Raw genomic sequence first — 21,742 nt, 5'->3', positions numbered from 1 at the left:
TGGATTTTTATTTCAGAGATTCAATGGCTGCCTGACGGTATATTATTAAATCTATCAACAATATACTAATTTGCAGTAGTCTTTCGAATGAAGCGGATGCCAGAATCGAGCGCGCGGGGTTTTAATAAATCCAGTGCCTGCTGCTCCCATGAGCTCTCACTTCCTGACAAAGTAATGTCAGGCTCAACGCCGATGACATCGATCTGCCTGCCTGATGCTGTCATATAATTAGCTACTGTCAACTTGACTGCTTGCTCGTCATTAAGTGGTATGACTGACTGTACTGAGCCTTTACCATAGCTTACTTCACCGATGATAGTAGCGCGTTTTTGTGCCTGTAAACTACTGGCCAAAACCTCTGCCGCTGATGCCGAGTAGCGATTTTGTAGAACAACCATAGGTAGAGGCTTAAATATCGCATCCCCTTGGGTGGTTAGTACGCGCGATTTGTCTTGACGTGCTTGTACTTGTACCACATCGGTATCATTCATAAATAAACTGGCAACGCTCACCGCCGATGTAAGAACACCGCCCGGATTGTCACGCAAATCAAGTAAAATACCTGAGATAGGTGCATCTAAATTAATCAAACCTTCCAACAGCTTTTCACGGCTATTGTTCTGGAATGCAGGTAGTTTAACAATCGCAATGCCATCGACGAGTTTTGTCTCGACAATTTGAGGGTGACTGTTATTCCGCTGCAATGTCGTCGTGTGCTTGCGGCGACCCGCTTTAGAAGTGATGATATCTACTTGGGTACCAGCAATCCCTGTTAATAGCTGCTCAACGTCATTACTTTGCCGATTTTCGTCAAGTTTGAATTCACCAACTTGGTGTAAATAATCGCCCACTGCGATGCCTTTTTTATCTGCAGGCGAATCATCAATAACTTCTGTGATGATCCAATAGCCTACCTCTGGCTCATAAGTAACTTGGATACCGATATCACCTACGTCCCCTTCGGTAAAAGCGCGTAGGTTTTCATAGGCCTCCGCATCCAAAAACTCAGCATGGCTATCGAGCTTAGTTAGCATACCGCTCATTGCATTATTAAATAACTCCTCATCATTGACCGCGTCAACATACTGACGGCGCACTAAATCAACAACAGCAACAAAGGTCTTTAATGTCTCAGGAGAAATTGCATTCAATGATACTTGCGCAACCTCTGATGGAATACTGGTATCGATATTATCATCATCGTCCATTACCGCACTTTCGTCTGGCATACTGTCTATTGAGTCATCTGATTCGTCGGCAGCATTCAGCATCTCAGTATCATCTTCAGCCACTATATCATCGGCATTCAAACTGATAAGCTGTAGGCTTGATGTCGGACTAGCATCACCGACTGAGGTCACTGCTGCTTGCGCGTCTATACTGACAACACACAATCCAAGCAAACCTATTGCTAGACTGGGCTTAAAGCCTATAAACTTGAAGTATACGGGTTTGGACATAATGGTCGCTAGCGACGACTTCATCATTCGTTGGTCTAATTGTTTAGACAAAGATGCGCACACAAAAGAGATAGGATGCATAAAAAACTCATTTAAATAATAGAATGTATAAAGTTATTGTTATGTATTACCGTATAAGTTAACACCAAAGGCCTCTCTCAAACTAGGGCAGTTTTGCAAATCGTCAAGCAAAATCCATCATAAAAAAAGGGAAAGGTAATAGCTACCCTTCCCTTTTCTGGTTTATATCATTCAGCTAACGAGCCATGTCTTTACAGATTATCCGATGTACGGATAATCTGAGACAACTGGCTTAAGATGCTGAAACCAATAAACTCTCACCAGTCATTTCGGTGGGTGCATCAACATTCATTAGTGCCAAAATAGTCGGTGCCACATCACTGAGCTTACCGCCACGACGTACCTGTAGTTTTTGTGTGCCTACGTAAATCAGCGGTACATGCTCTGTCGTATGCTGAGTATGTACTTGACCACTTTCGTAGTCTTGCATTTGCTCACAGTTACCGTGATCAGCTGTGATCAGCATATCGCCGCCAGCCGCTTTTACTGCCGACTCGATACGGCCCACACAGACATCCAACGCTTCGACCGCCTTTACCGCAGCATCAAAAACCCCTGTATGACCTACCATATCTCCATTGGCATAATTGACAACGAGCACATCATATTGGCCAGATTCAATCGCTTCTACTAATTTATCCGTCACTTCAGGCGCGCTCATCTCAGGCTTCAAGTCATAAGTGGCAACATCTGGAGAAGGTACTAGGATACGCGTTTCGCCATCATACTCTTCTTCACGGCCACCACTAAAGAAAAACGTCACATGCGCATACTTCTCAGTTTCTGCGATACGTAGTTGGGTTTTACCTTGATCCTGCAGATACTCTCCCAAGGTATTGGCCAAAGACGTTGGATAGTAAGCGATGCTGGTTTTTGGATTATCCGCCAATACATCAGAATACTTGGTCAACATCACAAAGGCGGCAAGTTTTGGCTGCTTTTGACGGGCAAAACCTGAAAACTCATGATCAGGTAAAACAAAGGCTTGGGCAAGCTCGCGAGCACGGTCGGCACGGAAGTTCATAAAGATCAGCGCATCATTGTCTTCGACGGTATAAGGCACCTCATCACGTCCGATGACAGTCGTCGGGCTGATAAATTCGTCAGTCTCACGTGCCTTATAAGCCGCTTGGACAGCACCGTCCGCACGTGTCGAAAAGCGATCTGCCTTACCTTCAGTGATCAGCTCATAAGCTTTTTGTACGCGATCCCAGCGGTTGTCTCGGTCCATTGCATAGTAGCGACCGATGATGCTGGCAATCTGTACGCGCCCGCCTTCATAATGAGCATTAAGCTTATCAATGTAATCGCGCAAACGATTGATATATTTATCCGCAGATTTGGGCGGGGTATCGCGGCCATCTAAGAAACAATGGATAAAGACGTTTTTGGCACCATGAACCAATGCTGAATGGCACATACCCTCGATATGGTCTTGATGTGAGTGAACACCGCCGTCTGAGAGCAGACCCATAATATGTACGTTACCGCCAAGCTCATTGGCCGCTTTTACTGCGTCAACCAATGCTTCGTTTTTGTAGAATTCGCGATTGGCAAGCTCATTTGAGATGCGAGTCGAGTCTTGATAAAGAACACGGCCAGCACCCAAATTCATGTGGCCAACTTCTGAGTTACCAAACTGACCATCTGGCAGACCTACATCTTCTCCTGAAGCAGAAATCAGTCCATGAGGGTATTTTTGGTAAATCCTATCTAGATTTGGCATATTTGCCGCAGCAATGGCGTTATCTTTATCTTCTTCACGATGACCGAAGCCGTCTAATATCATTAAGACATGCGGCGTTTTTTTATTCTGTGCGCCGTCTTCTTGCTTACTGCTGAGCTGCTGCGCCTGATTGTCGCCAATAGATTCTGATGCTTGCTGGGTACTGGTCATATATTACCGCTCCTCGAGTGAATGAACGCCTTCAATGCTATGTTAGGGTATGGAAAGCCCTATATATTAACACATATCTTAAAATAGCTGAAAAACTGACAATTTTTCACTAAAAAATGATGGGGTTTGTATCGTTATCAAAAGCTCAAAACCTACCACAGATACTAGGTAACAATACTGCGTATCAATCTGTAAATCCTACTTGCAATCATTCATCTCATTGGTTAAGATGAGTCTATTCTGAAGTGTTGGCTAGTAGATGTTTATTCCCTGAGCCGATAATGCTTTACCAGGATGTGGTACCTATCGTCTCATTGTGTATGCCTGCACCGCTTGCGGTGTATCAGGAAACCTGCAGAGAGGATGACGCATCCGCCCTGAACTTCACGGTTCATGGGTCACCATCTTACAGCGGCACTTCGGTTGTTTTATTCGGTTTGTAAATATGTTCTTTATAATTAATGTATTTACTGCCACCAAAAAGCCCCTTTCGTTATTAGCGAAAGGGGCTTTTTCTATGCCTAATGAATGACTAAATCATCGTTACTCGTCATTAGCAGATTTGGTAATTTTTTTCACATCTTTAGGGATGTTTTTGGCCGTACCATCAACAGTCGTATGCTGTTTAAATACGTCACCAAACGGGTTTTGCTGTTGCTGACCAAATGGATTTTGGTTATTCATACCGCCTACGCCACCGAATGGATTCTGACCACCCATTCCACCAAATGGATTTTGGCCGCCCATTTGACCACCCATCTGTTTTGCCATCATTTCCATCATTTTTTGCTGATTGTTCATGACATAGTTATTGGCAAAGTCCTTGAGTTTCTTTTGTACTGGTGGCAAGATCACGAGTAGCGCGAGCACATCACTCAGCACACCTGGAATAAGTAGCAAGATACCAGCGACTGCCATGGCAATGCTCTTAATCATGGTGGACTCTGGTGGACGCATTGCAGGATTCATCATACCACCTGCTTTCATCTGCTGAGCCATTGGATTCAAAGAAGCCATACCTTTGCGTATAAGAGAAATACCGATCACTGCTGCGACAATAAACCACATGAATACCCACCAGCCGCTCATAAACTGAGCAAGCAAATACCACAGTAGCATCTCGATAATAAACCAAACGATGGCTATACCAACTATCTGACCCATAAAGTGTCGTCCTATAAAATAAAAACCAATAAATTGAGCGCCATGCAAATTAAAATGGCTAACATATGATGTATATGGGGATTGGTTGCTATACTATCAAACTTACGGCTGATTTTTAAGCCATAAAACAAAATGTAAGCAAGACGGAATACTATGGCAATTATTATCGGGATCGACCCAGGGTCACGCATGACGGGTTATGGAATAGTCCAGCAGACGGGTGATAAGCTCACTTATATCGATGCAGGCACGATTCGCACAGATACCAAAGAGATGCCTGAACGCCTCAAGCGTATTTTTAATGGATTGACCCGCATTACGCAGCATCATTTAAAATACGCTGACGAGCCTATCTATACGGCGATTGAACAAGTCTTTATGGCAGAAAACCCTGATTCTGCACTCAAGCTTGGGCAAGCACGAGGCGCGGCTATTGCAGCGATGGTCGCCTTGGATTTAGAAGTGTCAGAGTATACTGCTCGGCAGATCAAACAAGCGGTGTGCGGCTATGGTGCTGCTGCTAAAGAGCAAGTGCAGGAGATGGTTTGCCGCATACTACAGTTAGAAGTCGTACCACAGCAGGATGCAGCCGATGGTCTTGCCTGTGCTATTTGTCATGCGCACTCAAGCCATTCTATGAATAAAATACTACTTAATAGCTCTATGCGAGGACGCGGTGGCTCTAAGAAAAAAGGTCGTTGGCGTTTGACCGAAGAAGATTTGGGTAACTTGCGTTAAAGATAGGCGTTAAAGCAGACAAGCTTTAAAACCAATAGGCATTAAAATAGTGAGACAATAAAAAAACACGCTATTCGATGCGTGTTTTTTTATGAGTACCAGCACTGTCACTTTATCATTTGCAAGACGAAATTATAGCGGACTACTCTACAACTGCACTTTCAATGACAGCATCGAGTACATATGCATACTTTTCATCATCATTATCATTTTCTGTTGTCTCATCTGACTCTATTAATTCGTTAGTCTCTAATCGGTAGCGCTGCAATCTTAGTACTTCTTCGTGCATACCGTCATGCTGGTATCCATCTATTTCTCCCGCAAATACTCTCCACTTCCCTTCACGGACTTTGACACCTTGGTCGTTGTAAGTGACGGGCCTAACTTGGAGACACTGCTTTTCACCATTCATATCACAATTGACTTCTTTGGCATTCACTGCCCAAAATACCGTCTCGCCCTTACTATTGTATTTCGCTTGAGGTGTGAGTTTGCCACTCCATACCAAAGTGACATTATCGTTGGTAAACTGAGTCAATACTGGGCTGTCACCTTGCTCTATTTTTAACTCACTATTTCCTAGCATCAATGTATTTAATGTGTTTTCTGCCATATCAAGATCGCTACAAGACATTTTGGTGCTCATTCCTTCCTCGATACTCAATGTATGTCCTTGCAGCTGATAAGCAGCGCTTATTGTATTACAACCGACACTATAGATAAGTGTGTCTGGATTAAATACCAGAACCCCCTGACCATCGATATCTGTAAGCTCACTTATAGGCTGCTCATTGGCATCCGTTGCCCTAACCAAGCTCCAACGATGACGAGACAAAGTATTCATCAGCTTTTCTTCGGGAGTAAATGTCGTCGAGCCAGATTCAGTAGTTGCTGAGTTGGTATCCGAGGCCCTATCCTCAATCGCTAGTGAGTCTACTTTTTCACCAGTATTGGAGATACCTGATCCTTCATTGTCGTGAGCCGTGTTTTCTTTTTGACAAGCGCTCAGCATCAAGCTCACCGCCACAATACTTGGCAATAAAAACGTTGTCAGTGCTGATTTTTTGGCTCTACCTACCATATTACGAACCTCTTAATAAGCGTATATCAATTTTCTCGATTACTTATTTCTATATACTTGCTGGTCTTGCATCTTTTGAAGAAACATTTAATTAACTGTTCTGGCAATTTTAATTAACTGTTCTGGCAATATCGTTATTATAATCACGTTAAATTAACCACTATAGACCGAGCATTATTAGCTTATGTAATAAAATGTTGATTTTTATTATGTTTGAAATTCTTTCATTACTCTGCTATCTAATGTCGTTAATTTCATGGACAAAAAAAGGATAGCTAATACATATTAGCTATCCCCGATATTATCTTTAATGAGCAAGCATCTAAAAACAATAGAACTTGCGATGTATCTCTTTATCTAATCATTGATTTCCGCAGGCTTAGCTTTAGCCATGTTTTTGATACTAAAGCGCTCATTCATCATTTGATAAAAACGGGCTAAGTTTTTGCCTTGCTCATTCGGATCAACTTTGAGCACTTTACCAAAATCTAAGCCCAAATATAGCACGATATCTGCAAAGCTTAGCTGCTCACCCACCAGATACTCACGACCTTCTAGGATTGTCTCAAAATACCCCATGGCTTTAACAGCACGGGCAATTGATGGCGCAACAAATTCTGGCACCTGTTCAACACGCTGGGCTTTAGACGGATGACTGTGCTGAAACGCTAGCATTAAATTATACATCACCTCAAACTCAGCAATACGGCGCATCGAGCACACTTGGGCACGCTGTATCACGTCATTGCCCATAACAGAACGCTCACCATAGACGCGATCCAGATACTCACAGACTGCTTGTGAGTCATTGAGCACGGTGCCATCGTCTAGTGTTAAGACAGGCACTGTCTGCATCGGATTTATTTTGGTAAATTCGTCTGACATCTGCTCATTTTTGGCAAAATCAATATCAATCACATCAATGTCATCCATATCATCAACATCAATCCCTTTTGATGCCAATAAAATAAGGGCTTTGCGCGGGTTGGGTGCTATACGGGTGACGTATAATTTTTTCATGATGAACTCCTTGTAAGAATGATTGAATAGAAATTTAGCGCTGATACGCTTTATTATGATGGTGGCACTAATGAGCACCCTATCTATTGATACTCCATACCATAGTTATAGCCTACTCTGACCGTCATGGCAAAGGCTTATTATTCATGAGGTAAAAATAGCAAAAGCCCCATAACTTTAAGTCACGGGGCTTTATTTAATCATATTTATGCAACCAGTCCAGTTATTTATTAGGGGCTGGGGTCGTACGTAGGTACGGCTTGATTTCTTTATGACCTTTTGGGTATTTGGCAGCAATATCTTCGTTTTTGACACTTGGTGGAATGATTACGTCATCACCGTCCTTCCAATCTACAGGCGTCGCGATGTTATATTCATCCGATAATTGTAGCGCATCAATAACACGGATAATTTCATCGAAGTTACGACCACAGCTGGCTGGATAGGTCAGAGTCAGACGTACTTTTTTGTTTGGATCAATGATAAACACGCTGCGAACTGTCGCGGTGTTATCAGCATTTGGGTGAATCATATCATACAAATCCGCAACCGTGCGATCAGAGTCTGCAATGATAGGGAATTTCACCGCAGCGCCTTGTGTCTCTTCGATGTCGCTGACCCAGCCTTTGTGATCTTCTAAGCCGTCCACTGACAAAGCAATCGGCTTGACATTACGTTTTTGGAACTCACCGCCCAATGCAGCGGTGCGGCCAAGCTCAGTAGTACAAACTGGCGTATAGTCGGCAGGATGCGAAAACAATACCACCCAGCTATCACCCGCCCAATCATAAAAATTAATATCACCCTCTGTGGTGCTTGCATCAAAGTTTGGTGCAGTGTCGCCTAAACGTAAATGTGCCATACTAAATTCCTTATTTATATGAATGATGAGCGCTGAGCTTACTGTCTTATGCGCCCTATTATTATAAACCGATTATTGCAATGTGCGAGACGGTTTGATCATTTGCTTATCCCGTCTAGTGCATCAATAAAACTCACTTTATAGTACCAAACTGGTTATGAATGTCTTGTGACGGATTGTAATGCGGTTATTCCATTTAACCCTAAGTAGATATATCGATTATTTATTAAACCACCATCCCTGCATCCCATAAGCAAAACTCACCAAACTTACCTTTTTTGCTCACGCCACCAGCACACGCCCAGCATCAGTCAATACCAATTCACCATCTTGCGCTTCTAAGTAACCCGCCGCAAGCAACTTATCATTTAACTCTTGGGTCTTGAGACCTAATTCTTTAGCAAGCTTGGCGGTGGTCAGTTTAGAATAACTAGGTGCGGCGTCTGTTGTAGACGTGATGGTTGCGTTGGTAGGAGCGCTCATTGTTTTGGTGCTAGGTTCAGGCTGGTTCTCAGTTTCAGTGACTTTTTCAAGAGACATCCTAACTTCATCACTGATACGAATAATGCGTTGCGCTTCTTCATAAGTATCAGCATAAAGCTTAGCATCGTCATTACGATAAATCAGTACGCCCATCTCATTATTATTGACTTGGCTAAATTCGTACAGGTTCAAACTGGTAATAATGCACTCGTTTTCATTCAGGTAGCATTTCGCATGCAAGTTTTTGCAAAAGCTGGTACGAATAAACGTTAAGTTTTTTAACCAGTTTATTTCTTCTGGATGTAAGTCATTTTTGCCATAGACAATGCGAATATCGATTTTTAGACGGTTGCGATCTTCTAGCAGCTCTTTAATGCGTTCATTCAGCTTTAAATATGGGCTAATAATAATCAACCGATCAGACGCATTTTTAATCAATTCTTCTAAATGATAAGTCGTCCCACTGCTATTCAAAAATTTTGCCATGCTCACTTCCTTAGATATGACTGTCAAAAACTTCATAATTATTCACAAAAAAGCCCATCTCTAGCGTACTAGAAATGGGCTTGCTTGCAAACTACTATTGTTCAGTACTGTTTCAAAACATCATTTTAGCAATGACATTTTTAGAGACGGGGCCAACAGAGATTACGCGGGCTTGTAGCTATCGCGCAAGCTAACGATTTGGTTAAAGACTGGCTTATCCGTGCTGTGATCTTCGCTATCGGTGATAAAGTACCCTTCACGCTCAAACTGGAAACGCGTGCCAGCGTCAGCATTGGCTAAAGATGGCTCAACGACAGCATCCAGCTCAGTGAGCGAGTCAGGATTTAGTGCTTGATGGACATCAGCGACGCCACTTGGGTCTTCAGCACTGAATAGCTGCTCATACATGCGCACGGTCGCTGGTACACCTTGACTGGCTGATACCCAATGAATCACCCCTTTCACCTTACGGCCTTCAGGATTGTTACCTAGCGTTGCGGGATCAATCGTTGCTTTTAACTCAACAACATTGCCATTTTCATCAGTGATATGCTCAGTGACGGCTAGCACGTAAGTGTTACGCAAACGAATCTCTGGCTTTTCTGGAGACAGACGCTTGTAGCCTGCTGGCGGTTCAATCTCGTAATCACCTTGATCGATATACAAAGTCTCGGTAAACGGAATCTCACGCTCACCCATATCGACGTTAGGATGGTTCGGCTGCGTCAACCAAAGCGTCTGCGTGGCATCGTCAAAACGCGCGTTCACGCTATCGGCTTTTTGCGTCTCCCAACTACTGACCGCCTCGCTAAAGTTAGTAATCGTCACTTTTAATGGCTTTAGTACCGCCATGCCGCGACCAGTAGTCGTCTCTAATGACTGACGAACGCTAAACTCTAGTAAACGAAAATCAACCACGCTATCGGCTTTGGTCACGCCCACACGCTCACAAAAGTCACGCAAGCCCTCTGGCGTATAACCACGGCGGCGCATACCAGCGATAGTCGGCATACGGGGATCGTCCCAACCGCTTACGATACCTTCATCAACGAGCTGCTTGAGTTTACGCTTACTGGTCAATGTGTGATCCACGTTTAAGCGGCTAAACTCGTACTGATGCGGCGGCACGTCAAAGCCGATCTTGGCGATGACCCAATCATAGAATGGACGATGGTCTTCAAACTCAAGCGTACATAGTGAATGGGTAATACCTTCGAGCGCATCAGAGAGTGGATGCGCAAAGTCATACATTGGATAAATGCACCATTTATCACCAGTCTGATGATGAGATTGGTGCATCACGCGGTAAATGACAGGGTCACGCAGGTTCATATTTGGGCTTGCCATATCGATCTTGGCGCGCAATACCGCCTTACCTTCAGCGTACTTACCGTCTTTCATATCATTGAACAGCGCTAGGTTTTCCTCGACACTAGCATCACGCTGCGGAGATGGCGTTCCCGCTTCATTGAATGAACCACGGTTGTCGCGAATCTGCTCAGGCGTTTGCAAATCGACATAGGCATCGCCTTGCTCAATCAACTGTATTGCCCATGCATGTAGCTGATCAAAATAACTTGACGCGTGATACGCCTCGCCTGCCCACTCAAAACCGAGCCACTTCACATCATTTTCGATATTGTCAATATAATCTTGTTTTTCTGCAGTTGGGTTGGTGTCATCAAAACGCAGGTTACACACCCCGCCGAACTCTTTGGCCACACCAAAGTTTAGGCAGATAGATTTTACGTGACCTAAGTGCAAGTAGCCATTTGGCTCAGGCGGAAAACGTGTGACAATTTGCTGGTATCTTTGCGCATTGACATCGTCACGAATGATATTACGAATAAAGTCGTTTTTTACTTCGTCTTTTTGTGCATTGTTGCTTGAGTGCTCACTCATCGGATATTGCTCCTAACGCAAATTGTCAATTTGTGATACGTGCCATCACGCATCACAAAACGTTCAAAATAAATTATTAAAATAAATTGGGATATAAAAACTCAGATAACGCGTCCGCATTATCACAATTTGTCAAAGCTGATCAAAAATGGCTAAAGTTGCGTTATTCTATCAGCTTTTGCAAACGCATTAACAGCCTGATACATGACACGGGATAAAAAAGCCGTTAGACTACCCGTAACTTTTTAACAACCAACTTTTAACCACCACTTGACAGCGTCATTTAAGGCGCTGCAATCAAAAAGGAATATCCCATGGTAGACATGCCACCAGTAGTAGAACTTGACACCAATATGGGTGCGATCGTTATCGAACTCAACGAAGAAAAAGCGCCAAAGACCGTAGAAAACTTTTTGAACTACGTAAAATCTGGTCAGTATGACGGTACGATTTTCCATCGCATTATTGATGGTTTCATGATTCAAGGCGGCGGAATGGACGCTGAGATGAACGAAAAACCAACCAACGCGCCTATCGAAAATGAAGCGGACAATGGTTTAAAAAACGACAAAGGTACTATCGCCATGGCGCGTACCCAAGATCCACATTCAGCAACTAGCCAATTCTTCATCAACGTAAAAGACAATGATTTCCTAAACCACACTGGCAAAAACATGCAAGGTTGGGGTTACACTGTATTTGGTAAAGTCACCAGCGGTATGGATGTGATCGAAAAAATGAAAGGCGTCCCAACTGGTCGTTTCGGTATGCATGCTGATGTGCCAAAAGAGCCAGTTGTGATCAACTCTGCGACCATCGTTTCTCAGTAGGTCGTGATAAGTAAGTGTTACTGATAGTCTGACAATAGACGACAAGGATTATGATAAATGCAAACGTTTAATCATCTGATAACGACCCGCCCTCATCAAGTGCGGCAAGTATTGATTAGCGATTTGCATTTATCGCCTCAGGAGCCTGCCTTAGTGCAGGCTTTTTTGGCGCTGCTCGATGACTGTCTTGCTCTGCCCGCGCTCAAACGCCTCTTTATATTGGGCGACTGGTTTGAGGTATGGCTGGGTGATGATATGTATTTATCCCTATTAAAAGAAAAAAGGTCAGAAGACGAGCAAATGGCGCATTGGCTAACCCCATTGATTGCAAAGCTAAAACAGCTACGTATCAATGGCTGTGAAATATTAGTCATGCACGGCAACCGTGATTTTTTGTTAGGACAGCCGTTTTGCAATCTGTTCGGTGGTGAGCTGATAAGCGAGCCGTATACTTTGACTGTTGGTCAACAGAGTTACCGTTTAGAGCACGGTGACGCACTCTGTACCGATGATAAGAAATATCAACTCTTTCGTAAAATTATGCGCAACCGCCTAACTCAGTGGTATCTGCTTAATAAGTCGTTAGAGAAACGCTTAGCCATCGCAGACAACATGCGCAAAAAAAGCCAGCAGAACAATGCTACTAAAGCGGCTTATATCATGGATGTGAATGATGAGGCCGTACGTCAAGCCATTACTGACAGCGATGCTTTATTGCACGGACATACGCATCGTCCAGATATTCATCACATCACCGCTGATAAAAAACGCTACGTGCTTGGTGATTGGCGCTTGCTAGATAAAGACACTCGCCAGCCGAAAGTAAGCGCTGTGATTGGGGTAGTGACAGATGACCAGCATTCAAATGACCGTTTGAATAGTAATAATTTAAGCAGTGATGATGCTGAGTTTGAGTTATATGAGTTTGAATTTTTTATTCGCTAAAATGCGTTTAATGGCGCTTTAAACTTAATGGCGTTTTAGACAACGCATCTAAACAATATTTCTTCGATATAAAAAGGGTCTGTTGATAGTTCAACAGACCCTTTTTACGTTTACTACAATCTTGAACTGCTTATCGCTCGCTATCTAATCCATCAATTTAAAGAAATGCTGACGATAATGCTTTAGCTCACGAATAGAGTCGCGGATATCGTCTAAGGCCAGATGACTGCCCCCTTTTTCAAAGTTCTTTAGAATATCAGGACGCCAGCGGTAACACAGCTCTTTGATTGAAGACACATCAAGGTTGCGATAATGGAAGAAGCGCTCAAGCTCTGGCATTTGGCGCGCCATAAAGCGGCGATCTTGACAGATAGAGTTGCCGCACATTGGCGATTTACCACTATCGACCCATTTACTCAGAAACTTGATGGTTTCAGCTTCCGCTTCCGCCAATGTCACCGTGCTACGACGCACACGGTCGACCAATCCTGACTGACCATGTTGCTTGGTATTCCAGTCATCCATCTTATTTAAGACTTGATCCGATACCTTGATCGCAAACACAGGCCCTTCAGCAAGCACATTCAAATCTTCGTCAGTCACGACAGTGGCAATCTCGATAATCTCATCGTTTAAGGTATCAAGTCCGGTCATTTCTAAATCAATCCACACCAGCCCTTTTTTGCCTTGATTTTTGATTTTAATCTTATTGGGATGGTCGGCGGTAGTCATAAAATATCCTATGGTCAATAATGTTTGGAGCAAGTTTTTATATAAAAAGTGCCGTTTTATCTACGGTGACAAGATGAGGACATGGGATTTAACAGTGCCAAATCAGCCCTGATATTACAAAACCACTATCTGCCACGGACGGTTTAGGCTGTATGTTAGCAAATTTTCACGCTACACTTAGCAATATTTTTATAATAGGTTAAAACCCATGGCATTAATCCGGCAACGCAAACTGACCAAACAACAGATTCGTCGCATCGACAAGCAGCAATTGTTAAGTCAAGACAGCATCGATGACAGCTTGATGGATGGCGTGGTCATGGCGCATTACGGTAAGCAATTAGAAGTACAAGTCACAAGCCTACCTGCGGTGATACCTGAGCAGCCAGAGATTGCCCCTGATGATCCAGAGCCATTTTGGCAAGCGCTTGAGCTTGGAGACATCTGGCGCTGCCATGTACGCACTAACTTGCCTATGCTTGCGGCAGGCGACCAAGTGCGCTGGAGTGCCGACTCCAACACAGGCTTTGGCCGTATCGAAGCCGTCAAACCGCGTACCTCATTGGTCTCTCGCCCTGACCGTTATCATAAGCTCAAACCTGTTGCCGCCAATGTTGATATTCTGGCCATCGTCTTTGCACCATTGCCTGCCGCCGCTCCTACTTTGATCGATCGCTATCTGGTCGTCTGCCATCACGCGGGCGTCAAACCACTGCTCGTCCTCAACAAAGCCGATCTGTTGGCACAAGAAAACGGCGTCGATACGAGTGAATTATTGGCACAATATGCTGCACTCGGTTATGAAAGTGTTCTGACGTCGGTCGATTGCCCTGAAAATATCGCCGAGAGTGACGAGCAAGAAGGTCTCGATGAGCTAAAACGCTACATAGACAAAAAGTTGGTCATTTTTGCAGGGCAGTCTGGTGTTGGCAAAAGCAGCCTTATTAACGCCCTACTTCCTGAGTCTGGTCAAAGCGTCAATATCATCTCACAAAACTCTAAGCTTGGTCAGCATACGACAACGACAAGCCGATTGTTACCATTTAACCCCGAGGATTTGACGCAAGGTGGTATCGTCGATACACCAGGTATTCGCGAGTATGGTATTTGGCACCTCACACCTGACGATATCATCTCAGGCTTTATTGAGCTGGCGCCACTAGCTGGCAGTTGCCAATTCCGTGACTGTCGTCATACCCATAACAGCAAAGGCTGCGCGCTGTGGCAAGCCGTGGCTGACGGTACCGTATTACAGCGCCGCGTTGAAAATCTCGTGACGCTACGAGAGGAAGCTGATACTAAGCCTTATTAAGCCCAATTAACATCATTTCAAAGGCAAAATGATAGATTGATTATTGACCGTGTCATCGCCCGTTTACTATAGATGACCTTATCGGTATAATAGCGCCTTGTTCACTATCATTGGGCTGGCTTCTCAGCTCAATAGAACACCTATTTTTTTGGAGGTATGGTTTGGATCGTGCGCTGGAATTTGTGGGCAACCACCCGTTTTTATTTGGTATATTAGCCGTACTTGCTATCCTGTTTTTTACCATTGAAAACAAACGTAGCGGTAGAAAAATATCGCCCAACACCCTTGGCATGATGGTCAACTCTCAAAACGCGCAGCTGATCGATATTCGCGCCAAGAAGAAGTTTGAATCAGGTTATATTCAAGGCAGCCGCAACATACCGTTCACTGATCTCAAAGACCGCTTAGCAGAGATTCGTGCGATTGAGCAGCCAGTGATTATTATCTGCGATATGGGTGTGCAAGCAGGCGCTGCGATTCAGATGATTGGTAAAGACAGTGTCTATCGCTTAGAGGGTGGTATTGGCGGCTGGCAAGGCGCTGGTATGCCATTGGTGGGTGTAAAAGACGCTAAATCAAAAAACAAAGCTAAGACCAAGCCTAGTTTAAGCAAATAGTAGATTGGCTAAAATATAGCTTCTGACTAAAAAAAGCATCCGATTAACGATAGCAAAATAAAAAGACACCTTAGCAATAGGTGTCTTTTTTTATATCCTGTTTATACTGCTACTGAGGGTTTTAAACTAAGACGGCTTGAATTTGTCATGCTCATCCCCACTGTAGTAATGAGCACAGTTGAATACATGTGCACTTTACTCATTGATAACAGATTCTATCAATACTTAGACTATGATAATTTATCAGGCTATCTATAATAAGTTTGTTATCTCATAAATTTATAAATAAGGATTTACCATGACTGTATCTGTTAAAGTTTATACGACCCCTATCTGCCCATACTGCTCAAACGCCAAACAACTACTAAAAACCAAAGGCGTTGATTACGAAGAAATCAGCATGCATGACATGAGTAGTGAAGATCGTCAAGCGCTGATGAAAAAAACCAATAACTATCGCACTGTGCCACAAATTTTCGTTGGTGAAACCTTTGTCGGTGGCTTTGATGAGCTCAACCAAATGAACCAGCAAGGCAAACTTGACGAGCTATTAGCGGGTTAATCTGCTACCCTTTTACTGTCTGTCTTTATTGGTTTGAAGATGGACAGTGGCAGACTCAAAAGCCATAGTGAGACATAACCATAAAAAACATCGAGATTTGATCTTGGTTTATATTACAATGCTTTTTTAAGATCGTAGTTTGCCCCATTATTTGATTTAATTTTAGAGGATTTATCATGGCTGAAGAACAAGCACAACCACAATTGGCACTAGAGCGTATCTATGTAAAAGATATGTCACTTGAAGTACCAGGCGCAAGCGTATTCACCAAAGAGTGGAACCCAGAGCTTGATATCAATTTGTCTAGCAATGCTGAAAAATTAGATGACGATCATTACCAAATCGTCCTAACCGTTAGCGTCACGGCAAAAAATGCTGAAGAAGCGGCATTTATCGCTGAAGTGCATCAAGCAGGTATCTTCTTGTTAAAAGACATCCCAGAAGATCAAATCGGTCAAATCTTGGGTGCATACTGCCCTAACGTGCTGTTCCCATATGCCCGTGAAGTCATCAGCGACATCGTAACGCGCGGTAGCTTCCCGCAGTTGCTACTAGCCCCTGTCAACTTTGATCAAGCGTACGCGCAAAGCCAGCAACAAGCACAAGTTGATGCCCAAGGTAATGCGTAAGGGATACTTGAAGGTATATGAGCCTATTGCGTCATATATTTTGATGAGAAAACCGTTTACTTATAATGAGTAAGCGGTTTTTTTGTGGGTGATTTTCAATCATGAGTCAGCAATATGCTGAATGCTTTTTATAGAAGATAAAATTATCCAATATATAAATATTAGCCATAAAAAAAACCCTGCTATTAAACAGGGTCTTCAACGACCACATCGACTGGCTAAATTAATTAGCTAAAATCGAACATTAGCCTTTTAACGCAGACAAAATCTGCTGCTTAACCTCTTCGATATCTTGCGTGCCATCAAACTTATCGTAGTTTGGTGAATCTGCGCCCTCGGCGGCTTTTTCTTGATAAAAACCAACCAATGCAGAGGTTTGCTCATGGTAAGTCGACAGACGGTCGCGAATGGTCGCTTCTTGATCATCTTCGCGCTGGATAAGTGCTTCGCCCGTTACGTCATCTATGCCCTCAACCTTTGGTGGGTTGTGCTGCACATGATATACACGGCCTGAACCTGGATGTTGACGACGACCAGACAGACGATTAACGATCTCATCATCGGGCACACTAATCTCTACCACGTGATCGATGGCAACATCAGCATCGGCAAGGGCTTGTGCTTGAGGAATCGTACGTGGAAAACCATCAAAAATACAGCCATTGGCACAATCAGGCTTTGCAATACGCTCTTTTACGAGATTGATAATGAGGTCATCAGAAACCAGACCACCAGCATTCATGATATCTTTAGCTTTTTTGCCAAGCTCGCTGCCTTCTTTGATAGCAGCACGTAGCATATCACCCGTCGATATCTGCGGAATATCATATTCCTGAGAAATAAACTGGGCTTGAGTACCTTTACCGGCGCCTGGTGGACCTAGCAAAATAATACGCATCATTACACGACTCTCCTGAATTCAATGGGATTTTGGGATTACTACAACTTAGGGATTAATTGATTGCCAAGACACCTTACCTTGTGACCTAACAAACCTCAAGTTTTTTTCTAATTAAGGTCATAAGTTGCCATGACTTATCTTTCCATATAACACTGCTAAGCCTTTTGTGGTCAACAGCATTTATATGAAAAATACTCACAATAACCAGCCATAATACTAGGGGATTTGTTGATTGATTTCTACATTGGCCTGATTTTGGTCAGCACGAATCACAACAGGATTACCTGATAAATCTCCTGACTCTGCGATAGCTGTGCCGCTGTGACTAATACGCGCAATAACAGCCAACTGAACCTTATCAGAACGGGCTGATCTTAGCGTACGCTCTGGCATCATCGCATCAAGATCGCTTAGGCTAATAGTAGCCTCGCCCTGCTTAATCGCACTGATTGGCAAACGCTTGGCAGCAAATGGCGGGCCACCATTCACATCACGAATCGCCACAAACAGCACGTCATCCGCTTTGACCAATGGCAGTAGGCTTGAGTTGATCTTAACGGTCACCTCAATGCCCTCAGACGCTTGTTGCTGCTGCATGGTCACATTGGCACTGAGCTCATCTAGACTGGATAGCGCCTGCGTATGGTCGCCTGGTTTGGCAGAAATACTGTCACGCAAGCGTTTGATCCAGCCTTGTGCTTGATCAAAGTTATTTGCTCGCGCCTCACCCATTGCCATGAGCATTTGCGCGCCTTCATGCTGTGGGTTTTTGGCCAATACAGTTTCTAGCACTCGGCGACTATTTTCGTCTAGCTGACCCTTATTAGCAAAGAAATTAATCTGCGCGTAAGTAATCGCAATCTCTTCATTATCAGGTGACAAACGATAAGCACGTGATAAGGCCTCTAGTGCTGAATCGGTCGCCTCTAATGATAAGAACAACTCTGATAGGCGCATCCAACGATTGTAATCGTACGCATGGCGATAGACGTTGGTCTGCATGGCACTAATCAGCTGATTGCCATCTTCAATCGCCCAAGCAGGTGGCTGGTCAATCTTGCCAGTTAATAAGTCATCCGCCACTTGACCTACTTTGTCTTCGCTTGCCCAAAGCTCAAAAACAGGCGTGCGATCTCCGACCATCAAGTACGCCATGGCAGACAGCACAGGTACCCAAAAGACAATGATCAATCGGCTTTTGATACCAGGGGTCACCATCGGTGTCACTTCACGCTGAGCATCCAAAAGCTGGCGTTCAAGCTCAAGTTTTTGGTTTTGATAGTGATGCTCATCAATGATGCCACTGTCTTTATCTGTTTTCAGCTCTGCTAAGCGCTCACGAAATACGGCAACGTTGATACCTAATAGCTGATTGTCCAAAGGCTTACTATGCGTACGCGGTGCTCTCAACCATGGTTTGATGGCTATAACAGCAAGCAATAAGGCGGTCAGTAAGCTCAGCGCAATAAATAAGCCAACCGTAGAAAATATGGTCATTTTTTGCCCCCAAGGCTTGTAATATCGTGAACGTCTTTATTATCAGCACGTGACAATAAGCGCTCAAGCTCCGCTTTTTCGGCAACAGATAGCGCCTCAGCGGTATTATCTGCTGTCATGCCGCTTGCACCACTGGCAACAAGCTGACGTCGTTTACTTTGCCAAAACCAACCTACTAACAAGATGATGAGCAATAATGGTGGGAAAAACCATAAGATCCACGTTGAAGGACGCACTGGTGGCTTATAGCTGATAAAGTCGCCATAACGTTCCTGCATATAGGCACGAATCTCACCATCGCTACGACCATCTTTGACCAAATCGTAGGTTTTTTGCTTTAAGTCTTGGGCAATTGGGGCATCAGAGCCTGCTAGGTTTTGGTTCTGGCATTTTGGACAACGCAGCTCTTCGATAAGACCACGATACTGTGCCTCTTGCTGTACAGAGTCAAAATCATAGACATCAATAGCAGCAAAACTGGCCATACTGAATAGACAAGCGATAAGCAAGCTTGCTAACTTTATCGTAACGGATTTTATTTGATATGCTATCATTGACACGCCTCCTCAACCTGACTTGGCTCTAAACTGACGCCATTATTATTGGCATCATTAAGCACCATCAAGCAAGGCGCAATACGGCTTTGCCAGTTGCTCTCATTGACCTCACCGATAATATGCTGACGAATAATCCCTTCACCATCGACGACAAAAGTCTCAGGCGCGCCAGTCAGTCCCAAATCTAAAGCAAACTGCCCCGATAGATCCTGAATAGACATCGAAAACGGGTCGCCGCCTTTATTCAAATATCCTAAGGCATCCCCAATATCATCTTTATAGTTGACACCGACCAAATTGACACCGCGCTCCTCCAATTTCATTAAGAAAGGATGCTCGATGATGCAAGTAGGACACCATGATCCCCAGATATTCATCAAGAACGGCTCATCAGGCAGGTTATCATTGGTCATGATACGACTGGTATCTGACAATAGCGGCAACTCAAAAGCCGGTACTGGGCGCTCAAGTGCTGTGTTCGTCACGATATCCGTCGGTTTGCCCAAGCGCATATACAGCATGGCAACCAGACCAATAAAAATCACCAGCGGAATCAAAAAACCTAATTTAAGCGACTTTTTGCGTTTGGTATTCTTATTGCTTTGCTGAGCCTGTTTATCAGGTGCATTGTTTGAGGTCGTCATATTACTGATCCCCTGTCTTGATAGCTTGCGATTCCAAATCTGCCACCGTAGCAAAGCCTGATTTTTTGGCAGCGATTTGCGCAGGTGTTCTGGTTTTCTTAATACGGTAACGCTTGTCTAGCATACTGAGCAATGCACCAAATGCCATAATCAGCGCACCTAGCCATATCCAGCGAATGAGCGGTTTGACATAGATACGAAATGCCCATTCGTTGCTGTTTTCGGCGATCGGCTCACCAAGAGCGACATACACATCACGCATAAGACTGGCATCGATTGCCGCCTCAGTCATCGGCATCATACTGATAATATAGTTACGTTTTTCAGGATGTAGCGTCGTCACCGTTTGACCGTCTTTACTGACCGTAACCTCAGCTTGTGTGGCGTCAAAGTTACTGCCTTTTACTTCACTGAAACCTTTTACAGTAAAGTCATACCCTTGGACATTGACACTATCATTTGGTCCCAGCGCCACATCACGCTCAATACTGAGCGTACTGGTAAATGCCACCCCAATAACTGCAACGATGACCCCAATATGGGCGATTTGTTGACCCCAATAGCTCAAACGCAGCTGACGTAATCCGTTTAATCGACTCGGTGCATTTTTGATTTTATCTTTAAAATCGATCACCATCCATAAAAGCACCCAAAAGCTCACTGCCAACGTGACGCCAATATTTAGCATCGCTGATGGACTCGTAAAATAGGCAATAATCGCCGCCAACACCAGACTGCTCACAGCGATAACCATGCCAGCACCCAATAGTGGGCGGCTGTCTTGTTTCCAGCGAATATTAGAGCCCATACCCATCGCCACGAGCAAAAGCCACGTTAAGGGTACAAATAGCGCGTTGAAATAGGGAGGGCCAACAGATACCTGACCTAAATTGAAAGAATCGGCAATAATAGGATATAGCGTGCCAAGCAACACCACCAAAGTCGAAATCAAAATAATAACGTTATTAATCACCAAGAATGACTCGCGTGAGATCAGTCGATATTGACTCTCAACCGTCAAGCGCCAACCACGTACCGCAAACATCAGCAGACCACCGCCGATAATGACGCCAAGAATGGCCAGAATAACGAGACCACGCGTCGGGTCAGCAGCAAATGAATGGACGGAAGTGATCACCCCTGAACGTACAAGGAATGTGCCTAGCAAACTAAGTGCAAAGGCAAAGATTGCCAGCATGATGGTCCACGCTTTGAACACACCGCGCTTTTCAGTGACCGCAAGTGAGTGTAGCAATGCCGTACCTGCCAGCCATGGCATCAGTGAGGCGTTCTCTACTGGATCCCAAAACCACCAGCCGCCCCAGCCAAGTTCATAATACGC

General features: G+C 44.1%; 20 protein-coding genes, 1 other RNA gene and 1 pseudogene. 8 read left to right on the top strand and 14 right to left on the bottom strand.

Going from position 1 to position 21,742, the window contains the following annotated elements; all coding sequences use genetic code 11:
- Nucleotides 1-65 precede the first annotated feature (65 nt).
- Together B3V51_RS12475 and gpmI are read right to left on the bottom strand one after the other, a co-directional pair.
- Entirely contained in the window at nt 66-1,208 is a 1,143-nt protein-coding gene (locus B3V51_RS12475) for a S41 family peptidase (protein WP_414706395.1), read from the bottom strand.
- A gap of 565 nt (nt 1,209-1,773) precedes the next feature.
- A complete protein-coding gene (gene gpmI / locus B3V51_RS12470; RefSeq protein WP_093068742.1) occupies nt 1,774-3,438 on the bottom strand; it encodes a 2,3-bisphosphoglycerate-independent phosphoglycerate mutase in 1,665 nt (554 codons plus the stop codon).
- A gap of 234 nt (nt 3,439-3,672) precedes the next feature.
- Here gpmI and ssrS point away from each other — a divergent pair.
- Nucleotides 3,673-3,868, top strand: a non-coding RNA gene (gene ssrS / locus B3V51_RS12465) — 6S RNA.
- 113 nt (nt 3,869-3,981) lie between these two features.
- On the opposite strand, the gene B3V51_RS12460 is transcribed toward ssrS, so the two are convergent.
- A complete protein-coding gene (locus tag B3V51_RS12460; protein ID WP_093068739.1) occupies nt 3,982-4,602 on the bottom strand; it encodes an FxsA family protein in 621 nt (206 codons plus the stop codon).
- Nucleotides 4,603-4,755: 153 nt separating this feature from the next.
- Between B3V51_RS12460 and ruvC the strand changes: the two genes are divergently transcribed.
- Nucleotides 4,756-5,340, top strand: coding sequence for a crossover junction endodeoxyribonuclease RuvC (gene ruvC / locus B3V51_RS12455; protein ID WP_071001968.1), 585 nt, complete (start codon nt 4,756-4,758; stop codon nt 5,338-5,340).
- Between the two features lie 142 nt (nt 5,341-5,482).
- On the opposite strand, the gene B3V51_RS12450 is transcribed toward ruvC, so the two are convergent.
- From B3V51_RS12450 to B3V51_RS12430, 5 genes and pseudogenes are all read right to left on the bottom strand, one after another.
- Entirely contained in the window at nt 5,483-6,421 is a 939-nt protein-coding gene (locus B3V51_RS12450; protein WP_286708517.1) for an META domain-containing protein, read from the bottom strand.
- Between the two features lie 357 nt (nt 6,422-6,778).
- A complete protein-coding gene (locus B3V51_RS12445) occupies nt 6,779-7,441 on the bottom strand; it encodes a glutathione S-transferase family protein (RefSeq protein ID WP_212564336.1) in 663 nt (220 codons plus the stop codon).
- A gap of 223 nt (nt 7,442-7,664) precedes the next feature.
- Nucleotides 7,665-8,303, bottom strand: coding sequence for a peroxiredoxin (locus B3V51_RS12440; RefSeq protein WP_071001971.1), 639 nt, complete (start codon nt 8,301-8,303; stop codon nt 7,665-7,667).
- Nucleotides 8,304-8,529: 226 nt separating this feature from the next.
- Nucleotides 8,530-9,272: pseudogene (locus tag B3V51_RS12435) on the bottom strand (phospholipase D family protein).
- Between the two features lie 162 nt (nt 9,273-9,434).
- Nucleotides 9,435-11,174 carry a glutamine--tRNA ligase/YqeY domain fusion protein gene (locus B3V51_RS12430; protein ID WP_286708516.1) on the bottom strand — a complete coding sequence of 580 codons (1,740 nt, stop codon included), beginning with the start codon at nt 11,172-11,174 and terminating at the stop codon, nt 9,435-9,437.
- A 323-nt stretch (nt 11,175-11,497) separates the two neighbouring features.
- On the opposite strand from B3V51_RS12430, the gene B3V51_RS12425 reads away from it, so the two are divergent.
- Together B3V51_RS12425 and B3V51_RS12420 are read left to right on the top strand one after the other, a co-directional pair.
- A complete protein-coding gene (locus tag B3V51_RS12425) occupies nt 11,498-12,004 on the top strand; it encodes a peptidylprolyl isomerase (RefSeq protein WP_237182797.1) in 507 nt (168 codons plus the stop codon).
- Between the two features lie 57 nt (nt 12,005-12,061).
- The gene (locus B3V51_RS12420) at nt 12,062-12,949 is read left to right on the top strand and encodes a UDP-2,3-diacylglucosamine diphosphatase (RefSeq protein WP_286708515.1); all 888 of its coding nucleotides are present in this window, start codon (nt 12,062-12,064) and stop codon (nt 12,947-12,949) included.
- Between the two features lie 144 nt (nt 12,950-13,093).
- Here the strand turns inward: B3V51_RS12420 and orn are convergent, their stop codons facing one another.
- On the bottom strand, nt 13,094-13,681 hold the full coding sequence (orn, locus tag B3V51_RS12415) for an oligoribonuclease (protein WP_286708514.1): 588 nt from the start codon (nt 13,679-13,681) through the stop codon (nt 13,094-13,096).
- Between the two features lie 208 nt (nt 13,682-13,889).
- Between orn and rsgA the strand changes: the two genes are divergently transcribed.
- From rsgA to secB, 4 genes are all read left to right on the top strand, one after another.
- A complete protein-coding gene (gene rsgA / locus B3V51_RS12410) occupies nt 13,890-14,993 on the top strand; it encodes a ribosome small subunit-dependent GTPase A (protein WP_071001976.1) in 1,104 nt (367 codons plus the stop codon).
- A gap of 161 nt (nt 14,994-15,154) precedes the next feature.
- Complete coding sequence (locus tag B3V51_RS12405; RefSeq protein ID WP_223333057.1) at nt 15,155-15,610, top strand: rhodanese-like domain-containing protein; 456 nt, start codon at nt 15,155-15,157, stop codon at nt 15,608-15,610.
- 298 nt (nt 15,611-15,908) lie between these two features.
- Nucleotides 15,909-16,172, top strand: coding sequence for a glutaredoxin 3 (grxC, locus tag B3V51_RS12400; RefSeq protein ID WP_058025920.1), 264 nt, complete (start codon nt 15,909-15,911; stop codon nt 16,170-16,172).
- 176 nt (nt 16,173-16,348) lie between these two features.
- Nucleotides 16,349-16,801 carry a protein-export chaperone SecB gene (secB, locus tag B3V51_RS12395; RefSeq protein ID WP_058025921.1) on the top strand — a complete coding sequence of 151 codons (453 nt, stop codon included), beginning with the start codon at nt 16,349-16,351 and terminating at the stop codon, nt 16,799-16,801.
- Between the two features lie 244 nt (nt 16,802-17,045).
- Here secB and adk read toward each other — a convergent pair whose 3' ends face one another.
- The 5 genes from adk to B3V51_RS12370 form a co-directional block, all read right to left on the bottom strand.
- Nucleotides 17,046-17,702 carry an adenylate kinase gene (gene adk, locus B3V51_RS12390; RefSeq protein WP_071001977.1) on the bottom strand — a complete coding sequence of 219 codons (657 nt, stop codon included), beginning with the start codon at nt 17,700-17,702 and terminating at the stop codon, nt 17,046-17,048.
- Nucleotides 17,703-17,918: 216 nt separating this feature from the next.
- Complete coding sequence (gene ccmI / locus B3V51_RS12385) at nt 17,919-19,199, bottom strand: c-type cytochrome biogenesis protein CcmI (protein ID WP_286708513.1); 1,281 nt, start codon at nt 19,197-19,199, stop codon at nt 17,919-17,921.
- Entirely contained in the window at nt 19,196-19,684 is a 489-nt protein-coding gene (locus tag B3V51_RS12380) for a cytochrome c-type biogenesis protein (protein WP_379542903.1), read from the bottom strand. The genes ccmI and B3V51_RS12380 overlap by 4 nt, the downstream gene beginning before the upstream one ends.
- A gap of 65 nt (nt 19,685-19,749) precedes the next feature.
- The gene (locus B3V51_RS12375) at nt 19,750-20,400 is read right to left on the bottom strand and encodes a DsbE family thiol:disulfide interchange protein (protein ID WP_083328848.1); all 651 of its coding nucleotides are present in this window, start codon (nt 20,398-20,400) and stop codon (nt 19,750-19,752) included.
- Between the two features lies 1 nt (nt 20,401).
- On the bottom strand, nt 20,402-21,742 hold a 1,341-nt coding region (locus tag B3V51_RS12370), incomplete at its 5' end, for a heme lyase CcmF/NrfE family subunit (protein ID WP_286708512.1).

The sequence above is a fragment of the Psychrobacter sp. UBA2514 genome, from assembly GCF_002341255.1.
GTDB classification, from domain to species: domain Bacteria; phylum Pseudomonadota; class Gammaproteobacteria; order Pseudomonadales; family Moraxellaceae; genus Psychrobacter; species Psychrobacter pacificensis.
Note: the sequence above shows the minus strand (reverse complement) of the source record. Positions and strands in the feature narration are given on the sequence as shown.